Origin of the sequence: uncultured Bacteroides sp. (genome assembly GCF_902491285.1) — a bacterium.
Lineage (GTDB): Bacteria > Bacteroidota > Bacteroidia > Bacteroidales > Bacteroidaceae > Bacteroides.
In genome coordinates this window covers 19913-46728 of record NZ_CABUHK010000027.1, presented here as the reverse complement: position 1 = coordinate 46728, position 26816 = coordinate 19913, and the positions used below count along the sequence as shown (strand labels likewise).

The following is a 26816-nucleotide window of genomic DNA, read 5'->3' as shown; positions in this document are numbered from 1 at the left end:
GGTTTATTTCCAAAATGTAAGATGAACAAAAAAGAGGCTGAACTCAATTTTTGAGACAGCCTCTTCATATAATCAGTTACTACATTATCCGCAGTGGAAATACTTATGAACCAAATCAAGCATCTCCTGCGGTTTTCCGTCCAAGTCCGCACGCAATGTCTTATCTTCATAGCTACGGAGTTTACGGATAATGCCGTCAATCATTGCCGGACTAAATACATTGTATTGTTCGAAAATAGCCCGTTGTTGTTCCAGGCAATCGGCCGACGCAACGCAGCTATCCGGTAATTGAGCCAATGTCTGCAACTTATCTTCGTTTTCTTTCTGGTGAATATTCACATTCACATACGTCTTTTCAGCCAGTTCCAGAGCATTCTCTATTTCAAAACCATGACGACAAGCAACAGCCAGTCCGGCAAGCAGTTGATACAAATCTGCCGAACCGTCCGGTGAGCGCATTTCCACTGTCTGCTTCTGAGTGGTATCAAAATGGCTTTCCGTTTCTAACGGATTCGCTAATGTACACATATCCTTCTTAGCAGCCCACCCCAAAGGTACACGTACTAATACGGAACGGTTACGGTCGCCCCAACAAACATTCGTCGGTGCTTCCTGATGCGGAACAAGACGGAAGTATGAAGTAGGATTCGTGTTTCCGAAGGCTGTGATTGAAGGTGCAAGCTCCATCATTCCGGCAATAGCCTTCCGGGCTGTTTCCGACAAAATACCGTCTTTCAACATCTGATTCTTTCCGTCCTGCATGATACGCATATGGACATGCAAACCGGAACCCGCTTTACCTGCTGTTATCTTAGGAGCAAACGTAACATTATATCCATATTTGAATCCCAGGTTACGGATTACCCATTTGGCAATCATCAACTGGTCGGCAGCCTGTTCAACAGGAACCGGCAAAAACTCTATCTCATTCTGCTCATAGATATAGCCTTCCAAGGTAAAGTTACCCACTTCAGAGTGTCCATACTTAATTTGCCCGCCAGTCTGTGAGATATAAGACATACATTGTGTACGGAACTCATTGAATTTGGCATAAGGCCCCGATTCATGATAACCACGCTGGTCGGTTGCCTCAAACATACCCGTATCCGGTGCTATCACATAATATTCCAACTCACCCATTGCCTGAAACTCCATTCCCGTCACGTCCGTAAATGCTTTGCTAGCTTTATGAAGCGTATATTCCGGCGAGCTTTCCAACGGTTCTCCGTCCTTATTGAAAAAAGAACAAAGAATAGACAGCGTAGGTATTTCAGCAAACGGATCGACAAATGCCGTACTGAATCGGGGAATGACATACAGGTCACTACTTCCCGCTTCGATAAAGGAGAAAAGGCTGGAACCGTCTACCCGTTCTCCACAGGTAAGGATAGCTTCCAGATAAGCTTGATTGTTGATGACAAAATTTAAAGTTTTCAGACGACCGTCTCCCGCGGGATACATGAAATTGACCATGCGGATGTCGTTTTGCTGAATAAATGAAATAATGTCGGCTTTGGTAAATTCAGAAGCCGGCTTCTTAAGAAATGCCACCAATTTATTGGCATTCATTGATAACTCTTGATTCATGATCGGTTGTTTTTCGTTGTTGTATGATTAAAAAACGGTTTGTTAATCGCCAAAGATAACGAAAAGATAGAAAACCAAATAAAAAAGATTTAATTATTTCCTTACTACCTTTCATTTAAATCCGTCCGCCTACTTCATCTGTTTGCTTATTTTGCCTATTCGCTTATTTAGCCTGTTCGCCTACTTAAAGCGTTTTAAGTCTTTCTTCTCAAAAATCCATTCCGGCGTATATAATTTGCCGCTATCGGTTTCCGTCAATTCATACCAGGGAGAAAGGCTGCGGCTGACAGGATTTACAAGAATGTGAATCTGCTGTGCAGGCATATAGCTTTGTGCCAACAGGAATACTTTCTTTTTCGTAGCCGGATGAACTGCGACATCTATTACAATGACAGCATGACCGGGAGAACCGCCTTGTATAAAAACATCACCGGGTTGCAAAGAAGTATAAGCCACAATCTGGAGCTCTTTCGATAAAGAAGCCGTTCCGGCATACATAAAAACCATATCGAGATAATTGCGGAAAGTTTTATAGGAATAATCTGTCCCTTTGCCCGAAGCATACCACTGCACTTGATTACCGTTGACTTTTATACGGCTTCCTTCCGCCCATTTTTTATATTCGGCAGGAAAGCCGTTTGTGAAGTTGAATTTTATATCTCCATACCTCTTTTGCCCCCACAGATACTCCGCACGCAAACGCATCACAGCATCAGCACATTGCTGCAAGTCACGGTTGCCAATCTCCATATCTACTACAGCATAGGCAGCAGACTGGTTCGACTTTTCTTTTCCGTTGTAGAGCATCACTTTGCTGCCTTTCGGCAGCAAAGGCAGATTACGTAAATAGCCCGTAAACGAATTATTGGCACAAGATTCCCTGACATACCCTGCCGGTGGGATAATTCTTGAAGCAACCCTCTCTTGTCCCCGTAATTGCAGGATTGCGCAGAACAGTCCTATATATATTAGCAAATGCTTCATTTATAATATGTTTTATAGTTGTATCAAGACAAATATAAGTAATTACTCACCAAAACTGAGACAAAAAAGATATTATTTAAAAATGAAATGCTACTTTTGTAAAAGACACCACCTTATTATATATAACGTTATGCAATACATTTACAAATATCAGTCCCCTATTGGCGGAATAACAATCGCAAGTGACGGTAACTCCTTGACAGGTTTGTGGTTTGACGGGCAGAAATATTTTGCCGCTTCGTTGTCTCCTAAACACGAAGAAAAAGCATTGCCCGTATTCGAGCAAACCAAAGAATGGCTCGATTGCTATTTTAGTGGGAAGAACCCCGGCTTCATGCCTGAGATACACTTGGAAGGTACCCCTTTCCGTCTCTCCGTATGGAAAATATTAAAGGAAATCCCTTACGGCAAAATCATTACGTACAAGGATATTGCCAAAGAAATAGCCCGCCGGAACGGACTGCCGTCCATGTCGACGCAAGCGGTAGGCAATGCGGTGGGACACAATCCGATTAGCATTATCATTCCCTGCCACCGGGTTGTAAGTTGCAACGGCAGCCTGACAGGATATGCAGGCGGTATTTCTAAAAAGATAGAATTACTCACTCTCGAACAGGCAGATATGACAAACCTGTTCGTACCAAAGAAAGGGACGGCATCCAAATAGTTCAAAAATCTGTTTCGTGCTTTGAAGCTAAAAGTTTCACGCCTTGAAACACTTTGTTTCACACCGAGAAACCATTCGTTTCACACCGGGAAACAAAATGTTTCAAATGGGTCTGAAACTTTTCTGTCCTATTTTTAAGAAAATAAGCAAATAGTTCTTTTCCCGGATTAAACCTTTTTAATAGAAGAAAGTCTAATTTTTAAGATATTATCGTTCTATTAAATACAAAAGTTATCAACAAAAATGGAAACATCTGTCAAGCTCTACTCGCTGAATTACAGCAATGTAAAAACTTACTTGTTCGCTCTGCTGTTTATTGCAGGCAACATTGCACTTCCACAACTATGTCATCTTACACCTTACGGTGGCCCTACCCTGCTGCCTATCTATTTTTTCACATTGGTTGCAGGCTATAAGTATGGATTTCGCGTAGGATTATTGACTGCGATTCTTTCTCCCGTCATTAACTATCTGTTGTTTGCCATGCCTTCGGAAGCTGCGCTTCCGGTTATACTGATAAAATCCACTTTGCTCGCCGGAGCTTCCGCTCTCGCCGCACGAACACTGAAATCTGTCTCTTTATTGAGCGTTCTTGGTGTCGTACTCTCCTATCAGATCATAGGAACTGCTTTCGAATGGGCGATTCTCGGTAATTTCCATGCAGCGGTACAAGATTTCCGTATCGGAATTCCGGGAATGTTGATTCAGTGGTTTGGTGGTTATGCCCTGTTAAAAGCGATTGCAAAACTCTAAACTCAAAATAGAAATAATGGATAGAAGGGACTTTTTAAAAACAGTAGCTATAACCGGCGCTGCTCTGACTATACAACGATCGGAAGCTATGGAGATATTAACTCAGACTATCAATAAAGCAAACGGAGCCAATCCTGACCTGGTAGCCGTCATGGGTGGAGAGCCGGAAGCCATGTTCCGCCGTGCCATAAGCGAACTGGGGGGTATGAAACAATTCGTCAAACCGGGACAGAAAGTGGTCGTAAAGCCTAATATCGGCTGGGATAAAGTGCCGGAACTGGCAGGAAATACGAATCCGAAATTAGTGGCGGAAATCGTGAAGCAATGTTTTGCCGCCGGAGCAAAAGAAGTGACCGTATTCGACCATACTTGCGACGACTGGCAGAAATGCTACAAAAACAGCGGTATCGAAGCCGCAGCAAAAGATGCCGGAGCAAAGGTGATGCCTGCACATCTGGAGTCTTATTACAAACCGGTAGATCTCCCAAGCGGCAAGAAGATGAAGAAAGCAAAAGTACACGAAGCAATCCTGAACTGCGACGTATGGATCAATGTTCCTATCCTGAAAAATCATGGCGGAGCCAATCTGACTATCTCCATGAAAAACCATATGGGAATTGTATGGGATCGCGGATTCTTCCACCAAAATGACTTGCAACAGTGTATTGCCGATATCTGTACCTTGCAAAAGAAGGCCGTGCTGAACGTTGTAGACGCTTACCGGATTATGAAGACCAACGGTCCTCGCGGACGTTCTGCTTCGGATGTCGTTTTAGCGAAGGGATTGTTTATCTCACCGGATATTGTAGCGGTGGACACAGCCGCCGCCAAATTCTTCAACCAAGTGCGTGAGATGCCGTTGGATACAGTCGGGCATCTAGCCAAAGGAGAAGCATTGAAAGTAGGAACCATGAATATTGACAAATTAAATGTCAAGCGAATTAAGATGTAAATCAACCATGTTAAGAAGGCTACGTATTGGAATATCAGTACTCTTTTTTGTACTGATTACTTTCTTTTTTCTCGATTTCGCAGAAATATTACCTAACAGTTTTCATCGGATGGCACACTTGCAGTTTGTTCCAGCCGTGCTTTCACTAAGTATAGGTATCTTATTATTTATCATTATATTAACGCTTTTATTCGGGCGCGTATATTGTTCGATAATCTGCCCTATGGGAATTTTGCAGGACGTCATTGCACGCCTGTCAAAATCAACAGGGAAAAAGAAAAAAAGGTATAGTTACAGTCCCGCCAAAAATAGTTTGCGCTGGAGTGTGTTCGGAGTAACTGTCATCGCTTTTCTATGCGGATTTACGTTTATCGTCGGATTGCTTGACCCATACAGCGCATACGGTCGGATTGCAGTGCATGTATTCAAGCCGGTATATATGCTGGGAAACAATCTATTGGAATCTACTTTTTCCAAGTTCGACAATTATACGTTTTATCAGGTAGATACTTCTGTTCTAAGTATTTCATCCCTTCTCATTGCAGTCATCACGCTTGTAGCCATTTTTATAATGGCATGGAAACACGGGCGAACCTGGTGTAACACAATTTGTCCCGTAGGAACAGTATTAGGATTATTAAGCCGTTTCTCATTGTTCAAAGTCCGTATTGACTCCGACAGGTGTAACGGCTGCGGGCTTTGCGCTACCAAATGCAAGGCTGCGTGCATCAACAGCAAAGAACATGCCGTTGATTATAGCCGTTGCGTAGATTGCTTCGACTGCCTGGGGGCTTGTAAACAAAAGGCATTGGTCTACAATCCTTCTTTAAAGAAACGGCAGTCAGGTTCGGGAAAAGATTCGGAAGCACCTCTCTCTCCAAATACCGATTCATCCAAACGTCGTTTTCTCATTGCAGGACTACTTACTGCCGGAGCAGCTCCGAAACTTCTTTCACAAGCCAAAGAGTCCGTTGCGAGCCTGGAAGGTAAAAAAGCATATAAAAAGGAGAATCCGATCACTCCGCCGGGATCTGTCAGCCGCGAACATTTTCAGCAGCAATGTACATCGTGCCACCTTTGTGTCAGCAAATGCCCGTCACATGTACTGAAACCGGCTTTTATGGAGTATGGATTGGCAGGAATGATGCAGCCTACCGTCAGCTTTGAAAAAGGATTCTGTAACTTTGATTGTACTGCCTGCGGAGATGTCTGCCCTAACGGAGCTATTCTTCCGATAAGCGTAGAGCAGAAACATCTTACTCAAATGGGATATGTGGTCTTTATTAAAGAAAATTGTATTGTCCATACAGACGGAACCAGTTGCGGAGCCTGTTCCGAGCACTGCCCCACGCAAGCAGTCGCAATGGTGCCCTACAAAGACGGGCTTACGATTCCTCATGTAAACAAAGAAATTTGCGTAGGCTGTGGCGGATGCGAATATGTTTGCCCCGCCCGTCCGTTCCGCGCTATCTATATTGAAGGCAATCCGGTACAAAAGGAAGCGAAACCTTTCAAAGAAAGTGAGGAACACAAGGTTGAAATAGACGATTTCGGATTCTGACCGATGGAGCGCCGGAACAAAGTTTCCGGCCGGCACAGTAAAAACTATCCATTATATTCCTTCTACTTTCAATAAATTCACTAAATTCGTGGCGAATTAAAGAAAGAAACAAAACTCATGGAGGTATATACGAACAATTGGACGAACCGGAAGTATCAGATAGGCTATGCTCTAAGTGGAGGATTTATTAAAGGATTCGCTCATTTGGGCGTAATGCAGGCTCTCTTAGAGCATGACATCAAACCGGATATCATCTCCGGAGTTAGCGCCGGAGCTCTTGCGGGAGTCTTCTACGCAGACGGTAATGAACCTCACCAAGTGCTGGACTACTTCTCCGGACATAAATTTCAGGATCTGACCAAACTGGTAATTCCCAAGAAAGGGTTATTTGACCTTTGCGAATTTATTGATTTTCTCCGCACCAATGTAAAAGCCAAGAATCTGGAAGAACTCCAGATTCCCTTAATCATCACGGCAACCGACCTTGACCACGGACGTATGGTACATTTTCACCGTGGCTCGATTGCCGAACGGGTAGCTGCTTCGTGTTGTATGCCTGTCATGTTCGCACCGGTCAACATTGAAGGGACAAACTACGTAGACGGTGGATTGATGATGAACCTTCCGGTTTCCACTCTCCGCAGGATATGCGACAAGGTGGTAGCAATCAACGTGAGCCCGATTATGGCAGAGGATTATAAAATGAATATTGTCAGCATTGCCATGCGCTCATTTCATTTTATGTTCCGTGCCAACACTTTTCCCGAGAGGGAAAAGTGTGATTTACTGATTGAACCTTACAACTTGTACGGATATAGTAATACGGAACTGGAAAAAGCGGAAGAAATCTTTGAGCAAGGTTATAATATAGCCAACGGAGTGCTGAGCCAATTGCTGGAAGAAAAAGGCAAAATATGGAAATAGTCACTACTCTTTGAAAAGAATAATGAATACGAATATTAAAATCTACTCGATATGAATGACGAAAAGAAAATAATCATCTATCAGGTATTCACCCGCCTGTTTGGAAATAATAACAACCATTGTGTCTATAATGGAGACATAACGACCAATGGTTGTGGTAAAATGGCCGATTTCACTCTGAAGGCACTTGGAGAAATCAAAAAGCTGGGCAGTACGCATATTTGGTATACAGGTATTATCGAGCATGCCACTCAAACGGATTATCGCCGATATAACATCAGCCCGGATCATCCTGCTATCGTAAAAGGCAAAGCCGGATCGCCATATGCCATCAAAGATTATTATGATGTTGACCCGGATTTGGCAAACGATGTGCCGGGACGCATGAAGGAGTTTGAGAACTTGGTGCATCGTACCCATCGTGCCGGATTGAAAGTCATCATAGACTTCGTACCTAATCATGTAGCGCGCCAATATCATTCGGACGCGCAACCGGACGGCACTTCGGAACTGGGAGCCAATGATGATTCAAGTCTGTCTTTCAGCCCTTACAATAATTTCTACTATATCCCGCAAGCGGAACTCCATGCACAGTTTGACATGAAAGACGGCGCAGCAGAACCTTATCGGGAGTTTCCGGCCAAAGCGACAGGCAATAATCGCTTTGATGCTACCCCTAATATCACCGACTGGTATGAAACAGTCAAATTGAACTATGGAGTAGATTATCAGAATGGTGGTACATGCCATTTCTCTCCGACTCCGGACACATGGATAAAAATGTTGGATATCCTTCTCTTCTGGGCATCTAAAAAGATTGATGGTTTCCGTTGCGATATGGCCGAAATGGTTCCCGTAGAGTTTTGGGAATGGGCTATTCCGCAAGTAAAAGAGACTTATCCTGAAATTCTTTTCATTGCAGAGGTCTACAATCCGAATGAATACCGCAATTATCTGATGCGTGGTAAATTTGATTATTTGTATGATAAAGTAGGCTTATATGATACATTACGTAATGTAGCATGCGGATATGAATCTGCCGCTGCTATCACGCATTGCTGGCAAAGCCTGAACGGAATTGAGAAAAGAATGCTTAACTTCCTCGAAAATCACGATGAGCAACGTATCGCTTCTGATTTCTTCGCCGGCAATCCACGCAAAGGGATTCCTGCACTCATTGTCTCGGCATGTATGAACACGAATCCCATGATGATTTATTTCGGCCAGGAATTTGGAGAAATGGGAATGGACAGTGAAGGATTCAGCGGAAGAGACGGAAGGACAACCATATTTGACTATTGGAGTGTTGACACGATCCGCCGATGGCGTAACGGTGGCAAATTCGACGGTAATATGCTTACTGAAGACCATAAACGGCTCTATGACATTTATCAGAAAGTGCTGACGCTTTGCAATGAGGAAGCGGCAATCACCAAAGGGGTATTCTTCGATTTAATGTATGCCAACATCAATGGCTGGCGCTTCAACGAGCGTAAGCAATATACCTTTATGCGGAAATATAAAAATGAGTTATTATTCTTCGTTGTCAATTTCGACAGTCAACTGGTGGATGTGGCAATCAACGTACCTTCGCATGCTTTCGACTTCTTGCAGATTCCTCAAACGGAATCTTGCGAGGCTATAGACTTGATGACTGGCACAAAAGAAACAATCTGCTTATTGCCCTATAAACCGACTGATGTATCAGTCGGAGCCTACAACGGGAAAATTCTGAAGATTACTTTTTAAGTAAAAGACTTGGATTCATATATTCCATTATAACCCGGTCCCTCATAATGGCCGGGTTATTTTATGTATATCGCTCAAACAAATATTCTCAAAGGCTGTTTTAGTAGATAAATAATCCTCTAAACTCAAAACTTATGAAGAATATTAATATTGGAGCATTCTTACTGCTTTTGCTGTTGTCCATGTCCGCTTTCGCAGGCACCCCTCCCGGCAATGTACAGGGGACATTCAAGAAAATGTATCCGACAGCAAATGGTACAGCTTGGTCACAGGACGGCGGATATTATTGCGCGAACTTTGTAATGAACGGATTTACCAAGAATGTATGGTTCAATACACAGGGGCAATGGGCAATGACACAGACCGACCTTGTCAGCCTCGACCGACTCTCACCAACTGTTTACAATGCATTTGTATCCGGCTCTTACGCAAGCTGGGTGGTGGACGATGTCACTATGGTAGAATTTCCTAAATGGCAAGCCATTATAGTGATTAAGGTGGGACAAGATAATGTAGACATCAAATATCAGTTGTTTTATACCCCACAAGGGGTACTGCTGAAAACACGTAATGTCAGCTATATGCATGACATACTTGGTCCGGGTACATTCTTAAGCAACTAGGAAATATATAAAAAGAAAACCCTCGCAAATCATTGAATATCTGCGAGGGTTCTTTATTCCAAAACAAGAAATTATTTCTTCTTTCTAAGCACTACGGCAGTACGTGCAGGGATATAGAGTTTGAGCCACTCTTTCTTTGCCTGTTTGTACAATGGGTCGGTAATCGTAAAATGAACCACAGAGTCATCCGTCAAACCGTGTCCACCAAATGCCACATTGTCTGTATTCAGTATTACTTCATATGCTCCCGGCTCTACCAGAAAACCATAATCAGTAAACGACTGTTTCGGGTTGAAGTTGAAAACGAATATCAAATCTTTACGGCCATATGCCAATACCTGATCCCCGTCATTATGCCATATTTCCTGAACCGGTGTTGCCTGGAAGTCTTTTACGCTCTTGATTACTTTCAGCATTTCTGCGTCAAAGTCGCCCAAATAGTGATAAGTCAGATTCTTATTATCCACCAGATTCCATTGGCGACGGGCATATTTACAAGACCATCCATTGCCCTCACGCGGGAAGTCAATCCATTCAGGATGACCGAATTCATTTCCCATGAAGTTCAGATAACCGCCATTAATGGTAGAAGCCGTCAGCAAACGAATCATCTTGTGTAGAGCAATGCCCCGGTTGACGATGTAATTTTCATCTCCCTTTTGCATATGCCAATACATATCAGCATCAATCAGACGGAAGATAATTGTCTTATCTCCTACCAATGCCTGATCGTGACTTTCTGCATAGGATATGGTCTTTTCATCTTGACGACGATTGGTTACTTCCCAAAACATACTGGAAGGTTTCCAATCCTCGTCAATCTTTTCTTTGATTGTTTTAATCCAGTAGTCAGGAATATTCATGGCCATACGATAATCGAACCCGTAGCCTCCGTCTTCCACTTTGGCAGCCAGTCCCGGCATACCGGAAACTTCTTCCGCGATGGTTATTGCCCTCGGATTTACCTGATGAATCACTTCATTAGCCAATGTCAGGTAACAAATTGCATTATCGTCCTGACGGCCGTTGAAGTAATCTCCATAATTACAGAAAGCCTCACCCAATCCATGACTGTAATATAACATAGACGTTACTCCGTCAAAACGGAATCCGTCGAACTTATATTCTTCCAACCAATATTTGCAGTTGGACAACAAGAAATGAACCACTTCATTCTTACCATAATCAAAACAAAGAGAATCCCAAGCCGGATGTTCGCGACGACCGCCCGGATAAAAATACTGGTTCGGATCACCGGCAAAGTTTCCCAATCCTTCCACTTCGTTCTTTACAGCGTGTGAATGAACGATGTCCATAATCACAGCAATTCCCATCTCATGAGCAGTGTCAATCAATGCTTTCAGTTCATCGGGTGTCCCGAAACGGGAAGAAGCAGCGAAGAAACTGGATACATGATATCCGAAACTTCCATAATAAGGATGTTCCTGGATAGCCATAATCTGGATACAGTTATATCCTTCTTTAGCGATACGCGGAAGTACTTTTTCGCGGAATTCATTATACGTTCCGACCTTTTCCTCTTGCTGGGCCATTCCGATATGACACTCGTAAATCAGCAAAGGATTAGTGCTGGGCTTAAATGTTTTCTTCTTGAATTTATAGGGTTTCTCCGGAGCCCAGACTTGCGTACTGAATATTTTAGTCTGTTCATCCTGAACTACACGTGTAGCCCAAGCGGGGATACGCTCACCTTGACCGCCATCCCAATATACATTCAGTTTGTACAAGTCTTCATGGTGAATGGCATCGGCAGGCAGGTTGATTTCCCAAATCCCGTTCTTTTGTTTTTTCAACTTGTAGGCCGCTTTTTCTTCCCAATTATTGAACGTACCTACCATATATATATGTGTAGCGTTCGGTGCCCATTCACGGAAAGTCCATCCCTTATCGGTACGATGCAGTCCGAAATAAAGATAGCCTGATGCAAAGTCCGAAAGAGTCTGTTTTCCCTTATTGGTCAGTTCGGCTTCCTTGTCCAGTACAAACTGGTGACGACCTGCAATAGCATCGGCAAAAGGTTCCAGCCAAGGATCATTTTTGATAAGATTAAGTGTCTTTTCCATATCAGAATCGAATTTAGATTATGCTTTTACTTTTACTATTACTTTCTTCACACCATCCGGGGTAATGCCGGGAGCATGTCCGTCCTGAGGAAAGAAGATAGCAAACATTCCCGGTTTCACGGCAACGTAAGTCTCAGCCAATCCTTCAAAAAAAGTAATATCCTTTTCTGCATTATAAGGAGCATCTGCAGGAACGCAGTCTTTAGCAGCAGTATAACCCATAATTTCTGTTCCGGACAACGGAATCTGAATATCTATAAATTCATTATGTGTTTCCAGTCTGGCCTCTTCTTTGGTCTTCGGCTTAGTTTGTGCAATATTCACCAACAGTTCCTTTCCTTTCAATTCTGTCTTCCCGATTTCCATGGCTTGGAGGTCATGAGATTTCAGAAACTCAATAGCTTGTGCAAATAAAGGATTTAAAGACGCATATTTCTCCAGGTTTTCTAAAGTATCTACTACCATATAAGTTCAATTTTAAAGTTTATATTTCAGGTATATTATTCAAAATCATCAATCGTGTAATTAATAAAATCGGCAAACCGCTTGAACTGGCGGAACGCTTTGTCTATCTGCTCCAATGCATCCGGTTGAGTAAAGAAGCTGTCGGGCACATTATAGGAACACACATATTCCTTGCATTTCAGATAATCAATGTACTTGAAGTCTTTCGGGAAACCTTTAGGAGCTGTCTTCAGGAAATCCTCACCTATCACGGGAAAGTATTTCTTAAATTCCGGGTCTTCCACAATAGAAACAAATTCTTCTATATTATCATAAATAGATTGCCGGACGGCTTTCAAGATGTTAGAAGGCAGACACAAGCTTCCTCCGGCAAGCATGGAGCCATCCGGTTGCAGATGTACATAATATCCGCAATGATCGGACTTCTTGCCTTTTGCATTGATATAACCACCGAAATGTATCTTATAAGGTGTTTTATCCGTAGAGAAACGGGTATCCCGATAAATACGATAGGTACAGTCTTTTGGTTGGATTCCCCGAATTGTTTCATCAAACAGAGAAATACGGGCAATCACTGTTGCCAAAAAATTGTCGAACTCAGCACGGGCTATCTCATATTCTGCCTTATGCTCATTAAACCACTCACGATTATTATTCGCGGAAAGATCTTTTAAAAACTGAAAGATAACAGGTATGTTCATCTTTATCATTTTCTATTATTATCCCACAAACGTACAAATTTTATTTCATATAAACTACAAAAGGGAACAAAAGGGCATAAAAAAAAGCATCGGCCTGGTAAACCGATGCTCTAACACATTTATCAAAAAAACAGACTCTTCTGTCTCTGACGTACTTTAGCTTTCACAAGTGAAGTACAATCTCTTTAATTAATCTTATATCTAATACTATGAAAAACACATAAATATAACAGTACAAAAGAGACTTTTGTTCAGCAATTCTCTGTATATTTCAGTTAATTATGGTTTATAGAATTAAATGTTTATCATCAATGGGCAGTATGATACGCTCCCAGTCAATCATTGCATTGAATAACATGAGCTTAGAATATTCTCCTAAATGTGCCTGCGGAATATCTTTCTCTACAATGATTTTCTTATCCAAAAGCTCGGCACGTTTTGTACCTTGAAGTAACGGATGAGAAGGTGTACACCATGTCTTTCCGTCATAAAGCGCCACATTGGCAATAGAAGTATCTGTCAGATAACCGTCTTTCACTATTAAGACATCATCCGCCGTTTTTCTTTGAGCATACAAGATGTTCAAATCTTCCCGATTCGTACTTTTATAAGTATAGTCAATAGTATCTGACGCAACCAGGCATAAGGAAGAAACTTTCCGCATCTGATAAGGTGCGTAGGTAATTTCCTCTATTTCTCTGCCATACACAATCCGGCATTTATGAATTCCCATCAATGATTGCGGAAAGACAAACTCCCGCAAATCAAGCGGAATAGTGCCTTTCCAGAAGGCTGCACGGGTTCTGTTAAAACGTTCTGTATGATAGTCAAGATTGTAAATCTCTCCATCCTCTATCCGGATAGTCTCAATAAATAGGCACATATACTTTTTGTTTCATTTCATTATATTCGCTTTCCACATCACTTTGACAGGTGATTCCACCGCCACTCTTAAAATAAAGTCTATCTCCTTCCTGTTCTACAAAACGTATCATAACGGCACTATCCAGATTTTCACCGTCAAAATATCCCATAATACCTGTATAAAATCCTCTGTGATAGGTTTCTGCCTCCTTAATTATCTGCATTGTTTTTTTCTTTGGAGCGCCTGTTATAGAACCTGCGGGTAATAACCTGAAAATAATATCGCCCAAGTGCTCTTGATAATCATTCGGCAGAACTCCCTGAATTTCCGAACTTGTCTGAAGGATAGAACCTTGATTAGTCTGCAATGTGTCAATATACCGATAGCGGGATACCGACACTTTATTGGCAACCATACTTAAATCATTACGTATCAAATCTACAATAGTAGCATGTTCTGCCGCTTCTTTCGGGTCATTCATCAATAATTGAGCAGCATTGGGAATTGAAGCATCAATAGTCCCCTTCATCGGATGTGAGGAAATTCTCCCCTGACGGATTCTGACAAATATTTCAGGAGAAAATACCGTAAATGAATCTTTGAGCCATAACTTATAGATTGCTTTTGAACGAGAATAAATGTCTTTCAGAGTAAGATTGGTTTCTATCGGAGTACGGCAAGTCAAATTAGTGAGAAAGCTGTTTCCTGCGAAAATATTTCTTTGAACAATATTGAATGACTGCCGGTAAACTTCAAAAGACTCGGGTAATGATTGCCAATGAATATACTTTTCTTTAAATAAAGCTCCCTCGTTGCTTCTATCCGGCACTAATTGATTCGTAAATCCATTTAAGTTATAGATTAATTCTGTAGAATCTACAGATGAAACATCCTCTACGTAAGAAGCATCTTGTAGATAGTTAATAATAAAGATAAAAGGGCAACGGGTTACCCCAAAATCATTCATCCGCTTGACAGCCTGTTCCTTGGTATATAAATGCATAAAAAATCCTTCTGTTTTAGGAATGGCAAAAGTACATAAAAAAAGTACGGATTAGAAAAAACATAATAAAAAAGGGTTGCCAAATGTGTCTATCGGCAACCCTTTATATTCTCTATAATACTCAAATTACTTCATTGCAGCTTTCACTTGAGGAAGCATTTTCTTCACGTTCTCGTTTTCCGGTGATACTTTGGCAGCTTCTTCCAGATAATCTACTGCTTCTTTAAATCTAGCGTCAGCTTTTTCTTTTTCTGCTGCATATTTATCAGCATCAGAATTTGCCAAAGGAGCAGCTTTCTTCAATATATTAGCTCCGTCATTATAACAAAGAACTCCCAAGCTATACAAAGCATTCGTCTTATAAGTCTTGTGATTCAAAGGAATTACTTTCTTAAAACAATTTTCTGCTTCCTCTGCTTTGCCGGCTTTCTGAGCAGCAAGTCCAGCTTTCAAATAATGAAGACCATAATTTTTCACCATTGTCTTATTATTCGGGTCAACTTTTAATCCTTCTTCCAGTGTAGCTACATATTCATCAGTCTTCTTCAGAGCATCTAAAGCCAAAGCTTTACGGGCATACGCATTTCCCGTGTTGAATTTCTTTTGGATTGCAATATCAAAGAAAGTAACAGCTTCTGCATATTTCTTTACTTCATCAGCAGCTATACCACAGTAATAAGCTGTTGCAGAATCTTGATTATTAGTCTGTTTCAAATATTCACTAAACTTAGCATACGCTACAGGATAATTTTTAGCATTGAATGCATCATTTCCTTCTTTTTTAATTTGGTTAGGATCGGTTTGCGCAAAAAGGTTGGTTACTGTAATACAAAATGCAAATAAAAAAATAAATTTCTTCATAACTTTATGTGTTTTTTAGTTGTTTATCGTCCAAAAGTAAGCCTTATAATACAAAAACACAACCCTATTTAAGTTTTTTGAGCTTTTTGAAAGCTATATAACGTTAGTTATTCTTCGTAAAAACTATGATTCACCATTTCATCCATACTACAACATATAAATGAACAAAATATTATACTTGCATAAATTACTGATTCAGAGCTATGAAGAAAAATATGAATAAAAAAGTGCCGAAAAGTTTTTGAAATTTCATAAAAAGCACTACCTTTGCATCCGCAAATAAGGATGGTTCCGTAGCTCAGCTGGATAGAGCAACGCCCTTCTAAGGCGTGGGTCAAGCGTTCGAATCGCTTCGGAATCACTTAAAGAGGTTGATTATTTATAATAATCAACCTCTTTTTTATTTGGAATCAGTTGGAGAACCTGCACCAAAAGCTATCACTCAAAGGCAACTTCTTACTAGTAGAAATCACTTTTATTTCATTCTCACCTAGTTGCAATTCTACATTTTTCCATTCCATGATAGCGTATTGGTCTGCTTTCGCCCTACCATAGCTTTTGCCGTTTACAAACAATTCAGCTTCGAATTGATTCGTGAAAGCAGTAATTGTTTGCAGGCGTTGAGAGCGTACAATATTGCGTTTGCCTGCTAAATAAAGCATTGGTTCTTCCCGGTTCCAGTTGGCTTTATAAAAATAGAAAGCGTCTTTGCGGACCTTCCGGTCAAAAGTAACCAAACCCTTGTCATTAATACCCGAGCGATCGCCTTCCATACGATGTGCAGCGCCAAAATCAAACATATTCCATACGAAGCTTCCCCATACATATGGACGGGAAAAAATCACTTTCCAGTTTTCAATATGGTAATAAGTTTGCCAATTCTCCGGATGCCACCAACTGGTAGGTATAGTCTTGGTTAATGAATCCTGCTGATGATAGATGCTGGCACCTGCACCATATTCGCTTATAGCGATACAGATCTCCGGGTGTTTTTTATGCATACTATCCAACCATTTGCCTAAATCTGCGGGAGTACCACCATACCATCCGTCATAACGGTTCCATGCGATAGCATCCGTTATGAAATTCAGATCTCCCATTTGATTACTTGCAGAGGTAGTAGACCGTGTCGCATCTTCTTGATGAGCCAGCATATTCAATTCTTTTATATATTCTACCGGGTTATCCCCAAATTCAGTCAATTCATTAAAGAGTCCCCATACACAAATAGAAGGATGGTTATAATGTTGACGGATCAGTTCCTTAAGTTGCTCTTTTCCATTAGCACGGAAGGCAGGCAAATCCACAAAGCCCTTATCATTGTATCCACCAGGACCGACAAAAGGAATTTCAGCCCATACAATGATACCGTTTTTATCCATCAGGTCATAGAAATAGGTAGCTTGAGGATAATGCGCCAAACGTACCGCATTCACTCCCATCTCCAGCATTAATGCCACATCCTCATCATGATGCTGAGTTCGTAAGGCATTTCCGACTTCACTCCTATCCTGATGGCGGCAAACACCATGAAGAGGTAAATGTTTTCCATTCAAGAAAAAACCTTTATCAGGGTCTATCCGGTAAAAACGAAGTCCCAAAGGTTGTGTTATACAATCCACTATTTTACCACCTCGGGAAAGAGAGATTTCCGCCTGATAAAGAAAAGGATCCTGACGGCCATTCCACAAATGAGGTTGATTTATTTCAAATACAAGTTCCTGTTGGATAGTTGAGATAGCAGGAAGGGTTACTTGCTTTATTTCTTCTTTCACCACCTTTTTCCCATCCAAAAGACGGATATTAAGTTCCACTTCCTGATTAGTAGTATTCCCGTTTGATAATTCAACAAGTGCACGTACTTTCGCATACTTATGACTCACACTATCCTGTATCAAACGCACTCCGGGAGAAGCATAATCCAAAGGAGAAATACACGTTCCGTCAGTGATCAATAAATGTACATCCCGGTAGATTCCGCCATAAATATTAAAGTCACCGACTAAAGGCATGATATCCAGTTGTTCCCCATTATTCACTCGTACTAATATAGCGTTCTCTTTTCCATATTCAACCTTTCCGGTAATTTCAAAGATAAAAGCTCCATATCCTCCACGATGCTCACCTATATGACGATGATTGATAAATACATCAGCGACATTATTCACTCCCTCGAAACGAATAAAAAGACGTTTGCCTCTCCATTCGGAACGAACAAATAGTTTCTTTTCATAATTACCAATACCCCGTTTATAGTCTATTTTCCCGGATAAAGCATCCTGCGCATTCCAGGTATGGGGCAAATCAACTCTTACTTCTGTTCCCTTTTGCACCTGATGCGAAAACCGGAATTTCCAATTATCATTTAACAGGATATCCTGCCGTTGCGCAAACGTAGACATACTACCAAGCACAAATAAAACAACCGGCAACAAACGGACGGAGAATAAAAAACATGTTCTCATACTATTTCTTTATTGATGTTTTCTTTACTTTGATAAAAGAAGATAACGATTCAACTTTATCCTTATACTTCTTCTCATTTACCCGATTCTTATTTTCTGCTTTATCAATCCGGTGGTCAAACAGCATGCCAGCTTTCTTCACATCCCCTTTCATCCATTCGGCATAACTATATCGCTGGTCAACAGCATTATCTCCACCCTCCCATTGAATATAAACTTCATCTTTAGTCTTAGCTTTCAGGTTTCTGAAAACTCCGGCAAAGCTTTGTCCGCTCAGTTGCTCACCAGGCATAGGAAGTTTGCAGAGCTCGCATAGAGTCGGGTATAAATCAACAAATTCCACCATGGATTTTGTCTTTCCCTTTTTCATTCCCGGCACACGGATAATCAGCGGAACATGAGTGGAAGTATTCATCAGATTATGTTTTCCTACAAAATCATGTTCGCCTAAATTCCAACCATGATCCCCTAACAAAACAACGATTGTATTATCTGATAATCCCAGTTCGTCCAGCGCATCCAACACCTTTCCGATTTGTGCATCCACATAACTCAGGCAAGCATAATATCCATGCTTCACTTCTCGCTGGAGATCAATATCGCTCGTATCCGTAACCCGTGCATAAGCATATATTTCAGACGAATTACGAACCTGTTCAGGCAATCCTTCGGGTCTGAAACGATTGGCGGCCAAGGGAATTTCTTCGCGCTTATATAAATCCCAATATTTCTTCGGAGCATTGAATGGCAAATGAGGTTTCCAAAAACCACAAGCCAGGAAAAAAGGTTTGCCTATATCTTTCATACGTTTCAAGTCACGAATAGCCCGGTTTGCCAGTTTGCCATCATCATAGGCAGTGTCAGGCACATCTGCAGACTCACAAAAAGGTCCGCGCATCGTTTTCGGATTAATAGTCTTTCCTGATTCCGAATTCATCCAAAGTTCCCATTTGTTATATTCCGCCCAATACACGTCATACCCGTCCGGATGATTTCGATAAGGCGGCTCGCTCCATGAATCTGCATGGTCACTCATATGATGAAAAACTTTTCCATCCGAAACTGTATGATAGCCATTCTGTGTAAACCATCCTGAAACAGGTATTGCCTCGGGACAATCTTTGCTGGCATAAGCCGAGAAACTGATAAAGCGGTTCGGGTATTGGGGATATACCCCCGTCAATAAACTGGCACGGGACGCTCCGCTCACAGGTATATTACAATATGCATTCTGAAATAAGACACCACTTGCAGCCAAACGGTCCATATTGGGTGTCTTTACTTCCTTCACTCCATAACAACCCAACTCAGGACGCATATCATCGGCCATTATGAAAAGCACATTCATTTGGGATATATTCTGTTGCGCCCGCATCATAGAAGAGAAACAACAAGCCGTTCCGCAAAGAAGCGTGTATTTTACCGGGATTCTATTCTTCATTTTACACTTTAAATTTTAAAGACCTGCAATATACTAAAATATCACAGGTCTTGTATATATTATTAACTTAATATTACTTAGTCCATACCGGATTTTGTTCCAAATTCGTATTCAGAGCCAATTGCTTCAAGGGCAACGGATACAAATAATAATGTTCCTGCCATCCAAGCGGAGCATCGTAGAAATAAACATAACCATCATCAGCACCTATGCCGCCTGTCACTTTCAGTTTCTTAGCTGAAGCTTCTGTCACATAAACGCCTAATGGTTGTTTATTGACATACTCCCCTTTCTTCCATCTGCGCAAGTCATCCAAACGAAAACCTTCGCCCATCAACTCCACACGTCTCTCCCTACGCACTTCCCATAAAAGAGCAGGAACGGAAGGATCACGAGCCGTATCAAAATCATCGTCAATATCATCCACAATCATCTTAGCAACGCCGGCTCTTGAACGAAGTTTATTGATTGACCTGTCAGCGGCAGGCTGGTCAAGTTTACCCAGTTCGCACATAGCTTCGGCATAGTTCACCATCACTTCACCTACACGAAACAATGGAGCATCTGTTGTATTTACACCATTGGCATTGGTCGCCACCGTATGAGTATTATAATATTTCCAAACCCAAAATCCCATTTGAGAAGCATTCCATCCCTGTCCCCAATTCATATTTTTAAAGTGCGGCTGTCCCTGGACTGTAAATCCTTTAAAGTTGGAAGACGGCAAACGATGATAAGTCTCACCGGAAATCGTAGCCATAAGATCGATAAATTCCCTATCTTCCTCATTATCCGTATATTGCCATTCAGGTGTACTCGGTCCTTTGTCCTTCTTTACCATATACGGGGGACATATTGTCAAATACAAACGATAATCGCGGTCACGGAACTGTCCGTAGATATTCTTGTCACCTCCATAATTGCTTGTTGTCGTACTGACAGGCCGTCCGTCCTTACACAAATAACTGTCTACCGCATCTTTTGTAGCTTCAATATAAGATTCACCGGTACGCACCATACGAGTCAGGCCATGCATCAATTGTCCGGTTTCATAGGCTTTATACAAAAGAATTCCTGTCACACCATCCAATGTTTCCGAATTAAACAATTCATCATATTGAGGATGGATATCCGGATACTTCTCTATCACGTCTCCGGCAGCACGGGCACATTCTTTTAAATAAGTATCCGCGTCCGACATACCATGATATTTTCTCCAAGTACCTTCAAATAAGGCAAAACGGGAAATTAGAGCCTTCACTACATACATATTAATTGTATTTTTCCCATCGACCAGAATATCACTGCCGATATGTTTTTCCGCATACTTCAGATTAGAAAGAATATTGGAAGCCACCAAATCACGGCTATCCCGTTTTCCATAGAGTTCCGGGCTCTCTTCCGTCAGAGCATGTTCTACCCAGGGAATATCACCAAATTTGGAAAGCATCTGAAAATACTTATAAGAACGGAAGAAATATCCCACACTTCTCCAGTGCTCCTTTTCGGTTTCATTCATCTCCGAATTATCAATATTGTCAAGCATCAAGTTGACACGACGAATATAATCATAATCCCAATCTTTGGATTCATCCGTAGCTTTTGCCTTTCCATAAGCCCATTGTCCTTCATATCCCGCCAATCCTTTTATCATATTATCCGATTCGAAATCGCCACGGAATATTTCATCCGTCTGTCCCGTATCATACGTATATCCGAAAAACACATTATACAGTCCCCATGCATACGTTTTAAAATTATCATTAGTCGTGAAGACTGAACCTTCTGTTTGCTGTCCCTTCGGATAAACTTCCAAGAACTCGTCGTTCAAGCAAGATGACACCAACAAACAAAGACTAACGCTTACACATAGTATATATTTACTCATAATAATTACTCTTTAAGTTGTGATACAATCAGAATGAAACGTTTATACCAAACGAATACTGTCTCATATACGGATAAGTAAAGCCGCGCTGTCCCAAATCATCCGTAACAGAACGTTCCGGATCGAGTCCCTTCGGAAGATGGTCGAATGTATAAAGATTCTCACCGCTAAAGAACACTGCCAGGTTATTAATCCCAATCTTATTTATCCACTTGGACGGGAAATTATAAGAAAGCGTTATATTGCGAATACTCAAATATGATCCGTCTTGTAAATAACGAGTCTGAACACGTGTATTGGCGGCAGTATTTCCGGCAGCTTTCTCATAAATACGCGGGAAGTAGCTATCCGTATGCTCCGGGGTCCAATAATTCAATTGTGAGTCATAGACAGTAGTCCAGGCATCGTAGTGCGGATAGAACAAGTCATTCATAACCCATAAATCCCGTTTGCCTACTCCCTGCAATAGGAAAGACAGTGAGAATCCGTTCCAACTGGCACTTCCATGGATACCATACTGATAACGACGGGTGCTATTACCTATAATCTTGCGGTCGCCCGGGTCTTTCGTTGTACTCGTACCACTATTGATGATATCATTCCCATCCAAGTCCTTATACAATATATCTCCCGGGTTCGGATTATATTCTTCTACCTTAGCAATGCCCGGTTTCAGTTTTCCACTCTCATCGAAATCATCCACAGTGTACAAGCGGTCGGTCACATATCCCCAAATTTCACCCAATTCCATTCCTACACGATAAGTATCCTTATCATTCTTATCTTTACCGAACAAACCTGTTTCATTGTTGTATTTAGTAATCTTAGTCTTTGCATCATAAAGATTGAATCCCAGGTTATATTTCACTTTTCCTATCCGGTCATTCCAATCTACAGAAATTTCCCAACCTTTGGAACGAAGGTCAGCCGTATTCTGTAAAGGAGCACTTGCACCTAATACACTCGGAAGTTCAGCTCCCGGAGCAAGCATACCCTTTGTATCTCTGCGATACCAGTCGAACACCATATTCAGCCTGTTATCCAATAGTCCCAAGTCAAAACCAAAATCAATGGTCGTCACCTTTTCCCAGGTAAAGCTATTGCTCACCAAAGAAGCTGGTTTCAGAGTAGTCACTTTGATACCGGAGACGGTCCAGTAAGCCTGTTCGGCATCCATTCCGGGAATATATGCATAAGGAGTGATACTCTGATTTCCAATATTACCCCAGGAACCACGCAACTTCAGGTTAGACAAAACAGTGTTCAGCGGTTGCATAAATGCTTCTTCACTGATACGCCATCCGGCAGAAACCGAAGGGAAGAAACCAAAACGGCTGTTCTTCGGGAATTTGGAAGAACCGTCATAACGTCCGTTCGTTTCAAGCAAATACTTGCCGGCGAACGAATAGTTGATACGATAGAACAGGCCTCTTACTGTATAACGCTCGAATTTATCCTTAGCAAAATAATCCCCCGTCGCTTGTGAAATAGAAGGCAAATCCTCATTAATCATGTTCATGCGCGACATTTCAGCATACCGGTAATCACTACTTTCCTGATTGAAACCTCCCATTACAGTAACATCATGCTTGCCCCACGAATTATTATAATTAGCATAAAAGTTCAATGCATTATAATCAGTAATACCATTGGAATATTCGTACTTGGAATTTGCAGTAGAAACTTCTTTTACAAAGTTACCACCATGGGCATAATAGAATTTCTTATCAAACTTCGTTTTCTCGTTGCTCAAATGATTGAATGTATATTCACCTATCAACTTCACATTCTTCATAGGAGTAATCGTCACTTTTCCGAAAATACGAAGATTATTCTTTTGAATGGTTGTCGGATATGCCAGATTAATCAAATTACGGGGAGTATTAATCGGTAAATCTTCACCGTCAATATTCATTGTTCCGGTAGGAAAATAAGAAGGAAATGCTACCGCTGCTCCCCATATGCCATATCCACCGGAAGTTTCAGGTAATGAAGAGTTAGAGTTCGTATATTTTATATCCAGCTCAGGAGTAATCCACGAGAACACATCCGAACGAAGATAAGAAGAAACATTATATCGTTTATATGTATCCTTATCCGAATTCAAGACGCCATTCTCATTTACCATACCGAAAGAGAAACGATAAGAAATATCTTTCGTACCACCGCCTACCGAGATATTGTGAGTTTGCTGGAAGCCTGTCTCCATCATATCATCAAAAAGATTTGTTTCCGCCAAGCTATACCGGAGTCCGCCTACCATCGCATAACCGTCCGGATAAGCAGACGGATTGGCATTATACTCCTTCAATAAATCCAGCCAGGTATCCACATTCTGCCCGCTTTGATAATTGATTGTTCCCATATCTTTATAAGCTTGTACCGTTTGAAGCGGAGTAGCCTTATGTGGCATATTGGCAGGTCTGCTAAATGAGAAGTTATTTGAATAATTGATAGAAAGCTTAGTGGCGTCCGAGCCTTTCTTGGTAGTAATAAGAATCACACCAAACGCTGCACGAGCCCCATAAATAGCAGAAGAGGCTGCATCTTTCAGAACCGTTACCGATTCGATATCGTTCGGATCGAGCATATTAATATCCATCTCCACGTTATCCACCAGCACCAGCGGTTTTCCATTCTTATCCAAGCTATTGACACCGCGGATATTGAAACTCATTTCTTCACCGGGTCTTCCTGAATTACCGGTAATCTGCAAACCGGGCATCGCCCCTTTCAAAGCATCACTAACGGAAACTACCGGACGGTCACCCAATACATCATCCATCTTCACACTACTAACCGCCCCTGTCAGATTTGCTTTCTTTTGCACACCGTAACCGACAACCACTACCTCGTCTATCAAACGGGTATCTTCTTTCAGGGTTACATTCAGAGGACGCTGGTCTTTCACCGTCACTTCCTGAGTAGCATATCCGATATAAGAAACAGACAGACGGGCATTCAAGGTAACCATCAATGAGAAATTACCGTCCATATCCGTAATCGTACCTTCTGTAGAATTCAGCACTTTCACATTCGCGCCAATCACTCCCTCCCCCGCAGGATCGGTAATCCGACCTTTCAAAACAAATGATTTTTCCTGTTCATTCTGAGGAGTTACTGCATGGAACATGATTACTCTGCTTCCGTTCACTTCATAACTGACATTCATACCTGTCAGCAACTGTCCCATTACATCATTAATCGTACCGTTACTTATATCTACAGAAACCTTTCTATTCAAATCAATGTCATTATTGCGAATCAGAAAAGAATAGTTTCCGGACTTCTTTATGACCTCAATGGCTTCTTTTAAAGTAACGTTATCTACTTTTACGTTGAATCTCTTGCTTTGTTCCTGCGCTGACAACTGGTAGCCAGCCAAAACGTTTCCGACAGACAAAAGCAGAAGCATTAATAATATCTTCTTTACTATTAATCTCATATTTTTCACTATTAAAGGTTAACTAATATCTTTCTATATATCGACGAACCGCCCGTATATCTACCGGTCATGTTCCCAATCATATACTATATTTTCTTTTATTTTACCTCCTTTTTTTATCCGTTATAAAGATTGTGTCGCCACTCACTTTCCATGTATATTGCTTTTCAACGTTGATTTCTTCCAATATATCATCGATACTTTGATTGCTGTTGAAGCATCCTGAGAAATGTTCCTCACCCAGACGTTCACTCTCAATTCTAATCTTCACCTGGAATTTACGTTCCAGTCGATGCGCAATATCCTCAAACGAGACATTCTCAAAGGTCAAGCCACCGTCCAGCCAGTCGCAGGCGGTACTTGCATTTGATTTCATCTTTTCCATACGTCCCGTATTCTTTTTATACAAAGCCTGTTCGCTAGGGAATAACTTCATCTCAGAACCGGACAAAGCGGATAAATTGACACGACCTTCCAACAGTGATACCATCACATAGTCATCGTCATCATAAGCACGGACATTGAACACAGTTCCCACTACCCGCACTTGCACACCATTCGTATTAACGAAGAAAGGAATTTTCTCATTTTTTGCCACCTTAAAATATCCTTCACCATCTAAAGTGACATCACGTCCACGAATGCCGAATCCCCGATAATAGCGCAAAACAGAACCTGCATTCAAAGAAACTTCCGTTCCATCGGGAAGCACAATATTCGTCCGCGAACCGGCAGGCACCTTAATTTCATAAGGAGAATCCGCTTTTGTATATACTTCCGTTAGATTTTCAGTATAAGTGTACCAAAAATAATTGCAACCTAACAACAAAATAATTGCGGCAGCCACCTTCAGCCAAACAGGGATCAACTTTCGTGTTCGGGTAGCTTTCACTTCAGAAGCAGCAATTTCTTCTTTTATATGTGATAGATTAATATCTTCATTCTTTGCGAATGCGGGAACAGAAGAGACAGCCCATACGGCAGACATTTCCCGGAAAGTATTGGCAGCATCCTCATTGGACGCCAAAAAGGCAAGTAGAGTTTCTTTTTCTTCCTCCGTGCAACTACCGGACAGATAATTGCTGATCCGTAATTCCAACTCCTCTATATCATAAAACTTATTCATAAAGCGTATTTTTTCTATGGGTGTATATAACTAGATACGCAAAAGAAAAAAATACGTTTAAAAGAAATGCGATTTTTTTTAGAGAAACATCAAAATTGCTATCATATATGGTGTACCAAGTGATTCGCGCAGCTTAGTCAATGCTATTTTCATCTGTACTCTAACAGTCGCAACATTGACATTCTGCTCCTCTGCGATTTCACTGTACGATTTTCCTTCATACAGGCTTGCTTTAAATATAGCACGGCATCTGGCAGGAAGTTCTTCCACCTTCTTCATAATGATTGTGTTCATTTCGCTATGTTCCAAAGCCTGCAGAGGATTATCAGAAGAAAGAATATGATTTTCAAGAAAAGCCCATATTTCCTCCATCTGTTCCGTCATCTGTTTCTCATTAAAATAAGAAGAACGAAGATAGCTGATACTTGCATTCTGAATGGCACGCCTCAAATACGGAAGCACCGGATGAGTAATATGATGACGATTCTGCCAAAAAGCGACAAAGACATCATTCACTATTTCTCCTGCCACACGCTTGTCATGTACATAATAAACAGCTATTGCACACAAGTACAAATAGTACGTATGATAGATTTTATCAAATGCCTTAATATTACCATGATTTAATTGTTCTATTAGCTTTTCAGAGACTTCCGGTAAATTCATTCGTTG

Annotated in this window: 21 protein-coding genes and 1 tRNA gene; 8 read left to right on the top strand and 14 right to left on the bottom strand. The window is 41.3% G+C overall.

The window, feature by feature from the left end; all coding sequences use genetic code 11:
- Positions 1-84: 84 nt before the first annotated feature.
- Both RDN93_RS09355 and RDN93_RS09350 read right to left on the bottom strand, forming a co-directional pair.
- Positions 85-1587 (bottom strand): glutamine synthetase family protein, encoded by a 1503-nt coding sequence (locus RDN93_RS09355; protein ID WP_308745263.1) that lies wholly within the window; start codon positions 1585-1587, stop codon positions 85-87.
- A 180-nt stretch (positions 1588-1767) separates the two neighbouring features.
- On the bottom strand, positions 1768-2571 hold the full coding sequence (locus RDN93_RS09350) for a DUF4846 domain-containing protein (protein ID WP_308745262.1): 804 nt from the start codon (positions 2569-2571) through the stop codon (positions 1768-1770).
- Positions 2572-2701: 130 nt separating this feature from the next.
- Between RDN93_RS09350 and RDN93_RS09345 the strand changes: the two genes are divergently transcribed.
- The 7 genes from RDN93_RS09345 (at position 2702) to RDN93_RS09315 (ending at position 9800) form a co-directional block, all read left to right on the top strand.
- Positions 2702-3238 carry a methylated-DNA--[protein]-cysteine S-methyltransferase gene (locus RDN93_RS09345; RefSeq protein ID WP_308745261.1) on the top strand — a complete coding sequence of 179 codons (537 nt, stop codon included), beginning with the start codon at positions 2702-2704 and terminating at the stop codon, positions 3236-3238.
- A gap of 243 nt (positions 3239-3481) precedes the next feature.
- Positions 3482-3991: an ECF transporter S component gene (locus tag RDN93_RS09340; RefSeq protein WP_308745260.1), complete on the top strand. Its 510-nt coding sequence runs from the start codon at positions 3482-3484 to the stop codon at positions 3989-3991.
- 16 nt (positions 3992-4007) lie between these two features.
- Positions 4008-4943, top strand: coding sequence for a DUF362 domain-containing protein (locus RDN93_RS09335; protein WP_308745259.1), 936 nt, complete (start codon positions 4008-4010; stop codon positions 4941-4943).
- A 7-nt stretch (positions 4944-4950) separates the two neighbouring features.
- Entirely contained in the window at positions 4951-6504 is a 1554-nt protein-coding gene (locus RDN93_RS09330; RefSeq protein WP_308745258.1) for a 4Fe-4S dicluster domain-containing protein, read from the top strand.
- Between the two features lie 117 nt (positions 6505-6621).
- Positions 6622-7428, top strand: coding sequence for a patatin-like phospholipase family protein (locus RDN93_RS09325; protein ID WP_308745257.1), 807 nt, complete (start codon positions 6622-6624; stop codon positions 7426-7428).
- A 51-nt stretch (positions 7429-7479) separates the two neighbouring features.
- Positions 7480-9177: an alpha-amylase family protein gene (locus RDN93_RS09320; RefSeq protein WP_308745256.1), complete on the top strand. Its 1698-nt coding sequence runs from the start codon at positions 7480-7482 to the stop codon at positions 9175-9177.
- Positions 9178-9311: 134 nt separating this feature from the next.
- Positions 9312-9800: a PepSY-like domain-containing protein gene (locus RDN93_RS09315; protein ID WP_308745255.1), complete on the top strand. Its 489-nt coding sequence runs from the start codon at positions 9312-9314 to the stop codon at positions 9798-9800.
- A 71-nt stretch (positions 9801-9871) separates the two neighbouring features.
- On the opposite strand, the gene RDN93_RS09310 is transcribed toward RDN93_RS09315, so the two are convergent.
- The 6 genes from RDN93_RS09310 to RDN93_RS09285 form a co-directional block, all read right to left on the bottom strand.
- Positions 9872-11884, bottom strand: a complete 2013-nt coding sequence (locus tag RDN93_RS09310) for an alpha amylase C-terminal domain-containing protein (protein WP_308745254.1) — start codon at positions 11882-11884, stop codon at positions 9872-9874.
- A gap of 18 nt (positions 11885-11902) precedes the next feature.
- A complete protein-coding gene (locus tag RDN93_RS09305) occupies positions 11903-12349 on the bottom strand; it encodes a YhcH/YjgK/YiaL family protein (protein ID WP_308745253.1) in 447 nt (148 codons plus the stop codon).
- Positions 12350-12384: 35 nt separating this feature from the next.
- Positions 12385-13059: a DUF2461 domain-containing protein gene (locus RDN93_RS09300; RefSeq protein WP_308745252.1), complete on the bottom strand. Its 675-nt coding sequence runs from the start codon at positions 13057-13059 to the stop codon at positions 12385-12387.
- A 277-nt stretch (positions 13060-13336) separates the two neighbouring features.
- Positions 13337-13933, bottom strand: coding sequence for an aminotransferase class IV family protein (locus RDN93_RS09295; RefSeq protein WP_308745251.1), 597 nt, complete (start codon positions 13931-13933; stop codon positions 13337-13339).
- A complete protein-coding gene (locus tag RDN93_RS09290) occupies positions 13917-14918 on the bottom strand; it encodes an aminodeoxychorismate synthase component I (RefSeq protein WP_308745250.1) in 1002 nt (333 codons plus the stop codon). Before RDN93_RS09290 ends, RDN93_RS09295 begins: the two co-directional genes overlap by 17 nt.
- Positions 14919-15044: 126 nt before the next feature.
- Positions 15045-15779: a hypothetical protein gene (locus tag RDN93_RS09285; protein ID WP_308745249.1), complete on the bottom strand. Its 735-nt coding sequence runs from the start codon at positions 15777-15779 to the stop codon at positions 15045-15047.
- Between the two features lie 287 nt (positions 15780-16066).
- On the opposite strand from RDN93_RS09285, the gene RDN93_RS09280 reads away from it, so the two are divergent.
- Positions 16067-16140, top strand: a tRNA-Arg gene (locus RDN93_RS09280).
- Positions 16141-16189: 49 nt separating this feature from the next.
- Here RDN93_RS09280 and RDN93_RS09275 read toward each other — a convergent pair.
- From RDN93_RS09275 to RDN93_RS09250, 6 genes are all read right to left on the bottom strand, one after another.
- The gene (locus RDN93_RS09275; RefSeq protein WP_308745248.1) at positions 16190-18244 is read right to left on the bottom strand and encodes a glycoside hydrolase family 2 TIM barrel-domain containing protein; all 2055 of its coding nucleotides are present in this window, start codon (positions 18242-18244) and stop codon (positions 16190-16192) included.
- Between the two features lies 1 nt (position 18245).
- Positions 18246-19685: a sulfatase gene (locus RDN93_RS09270; protein WP_308745247.1), complete on the bottom strand. Its 1440-nt coding sequence runs from the start codon at positions 19683-19685 to the stop codon at positions 18246-18248.
- Between the two features lie 73 nt (positions 19686-19758).
- Positions 19759-21573 carry a RagB/SusD family nutrient uptake outer membrane protein gene (locus RDN93_RS09265; protein ID WP_308745246.1) on the bottom strand — a complete coding sequence of 605 codons (1815 nt, stop codon included), beginning with the start codon at positions 21571-21573 and terminating at the stop codon, positions 19759-19761.
- A gap of 28 nt (positions 21574-21601) precedes the next feature.
- On the bottom strand, positions 21602-24988 hold the full coding sequence (locus RDN93_RS09260; protein WP_308745272.1) for a TonB-dependent receptor: 3387 nt from the start codon (positions 24986-24988) through the stop codon (positions 21602-21604).
- A 133-nt stretch (positions 24989-25121) separates the two neighbouring features.
- Positions 25122-26144, bottom strand: a complete 1023-nt coding sequence (locus tag RDN93_RS09255) for a FecR domain-containing protein (RefSeq protein ID WP_308745245.1) — start codon at positions 26142-26144, stop codon at positions 25122-25124.
- 78 nt (positions 26145-26222) lie between these two features.
- Entirely contained in the window at positions 26223-26810 is a 588-nt protein-coding gene (locus RDN93_RS09250; protein ID WP_308745243.1) for an RNA polymerase sigma-70 factor, read from the bottom strand.
- Between the last annotated feature and the right edge of the window lie 6 nt (positions 26811-26816).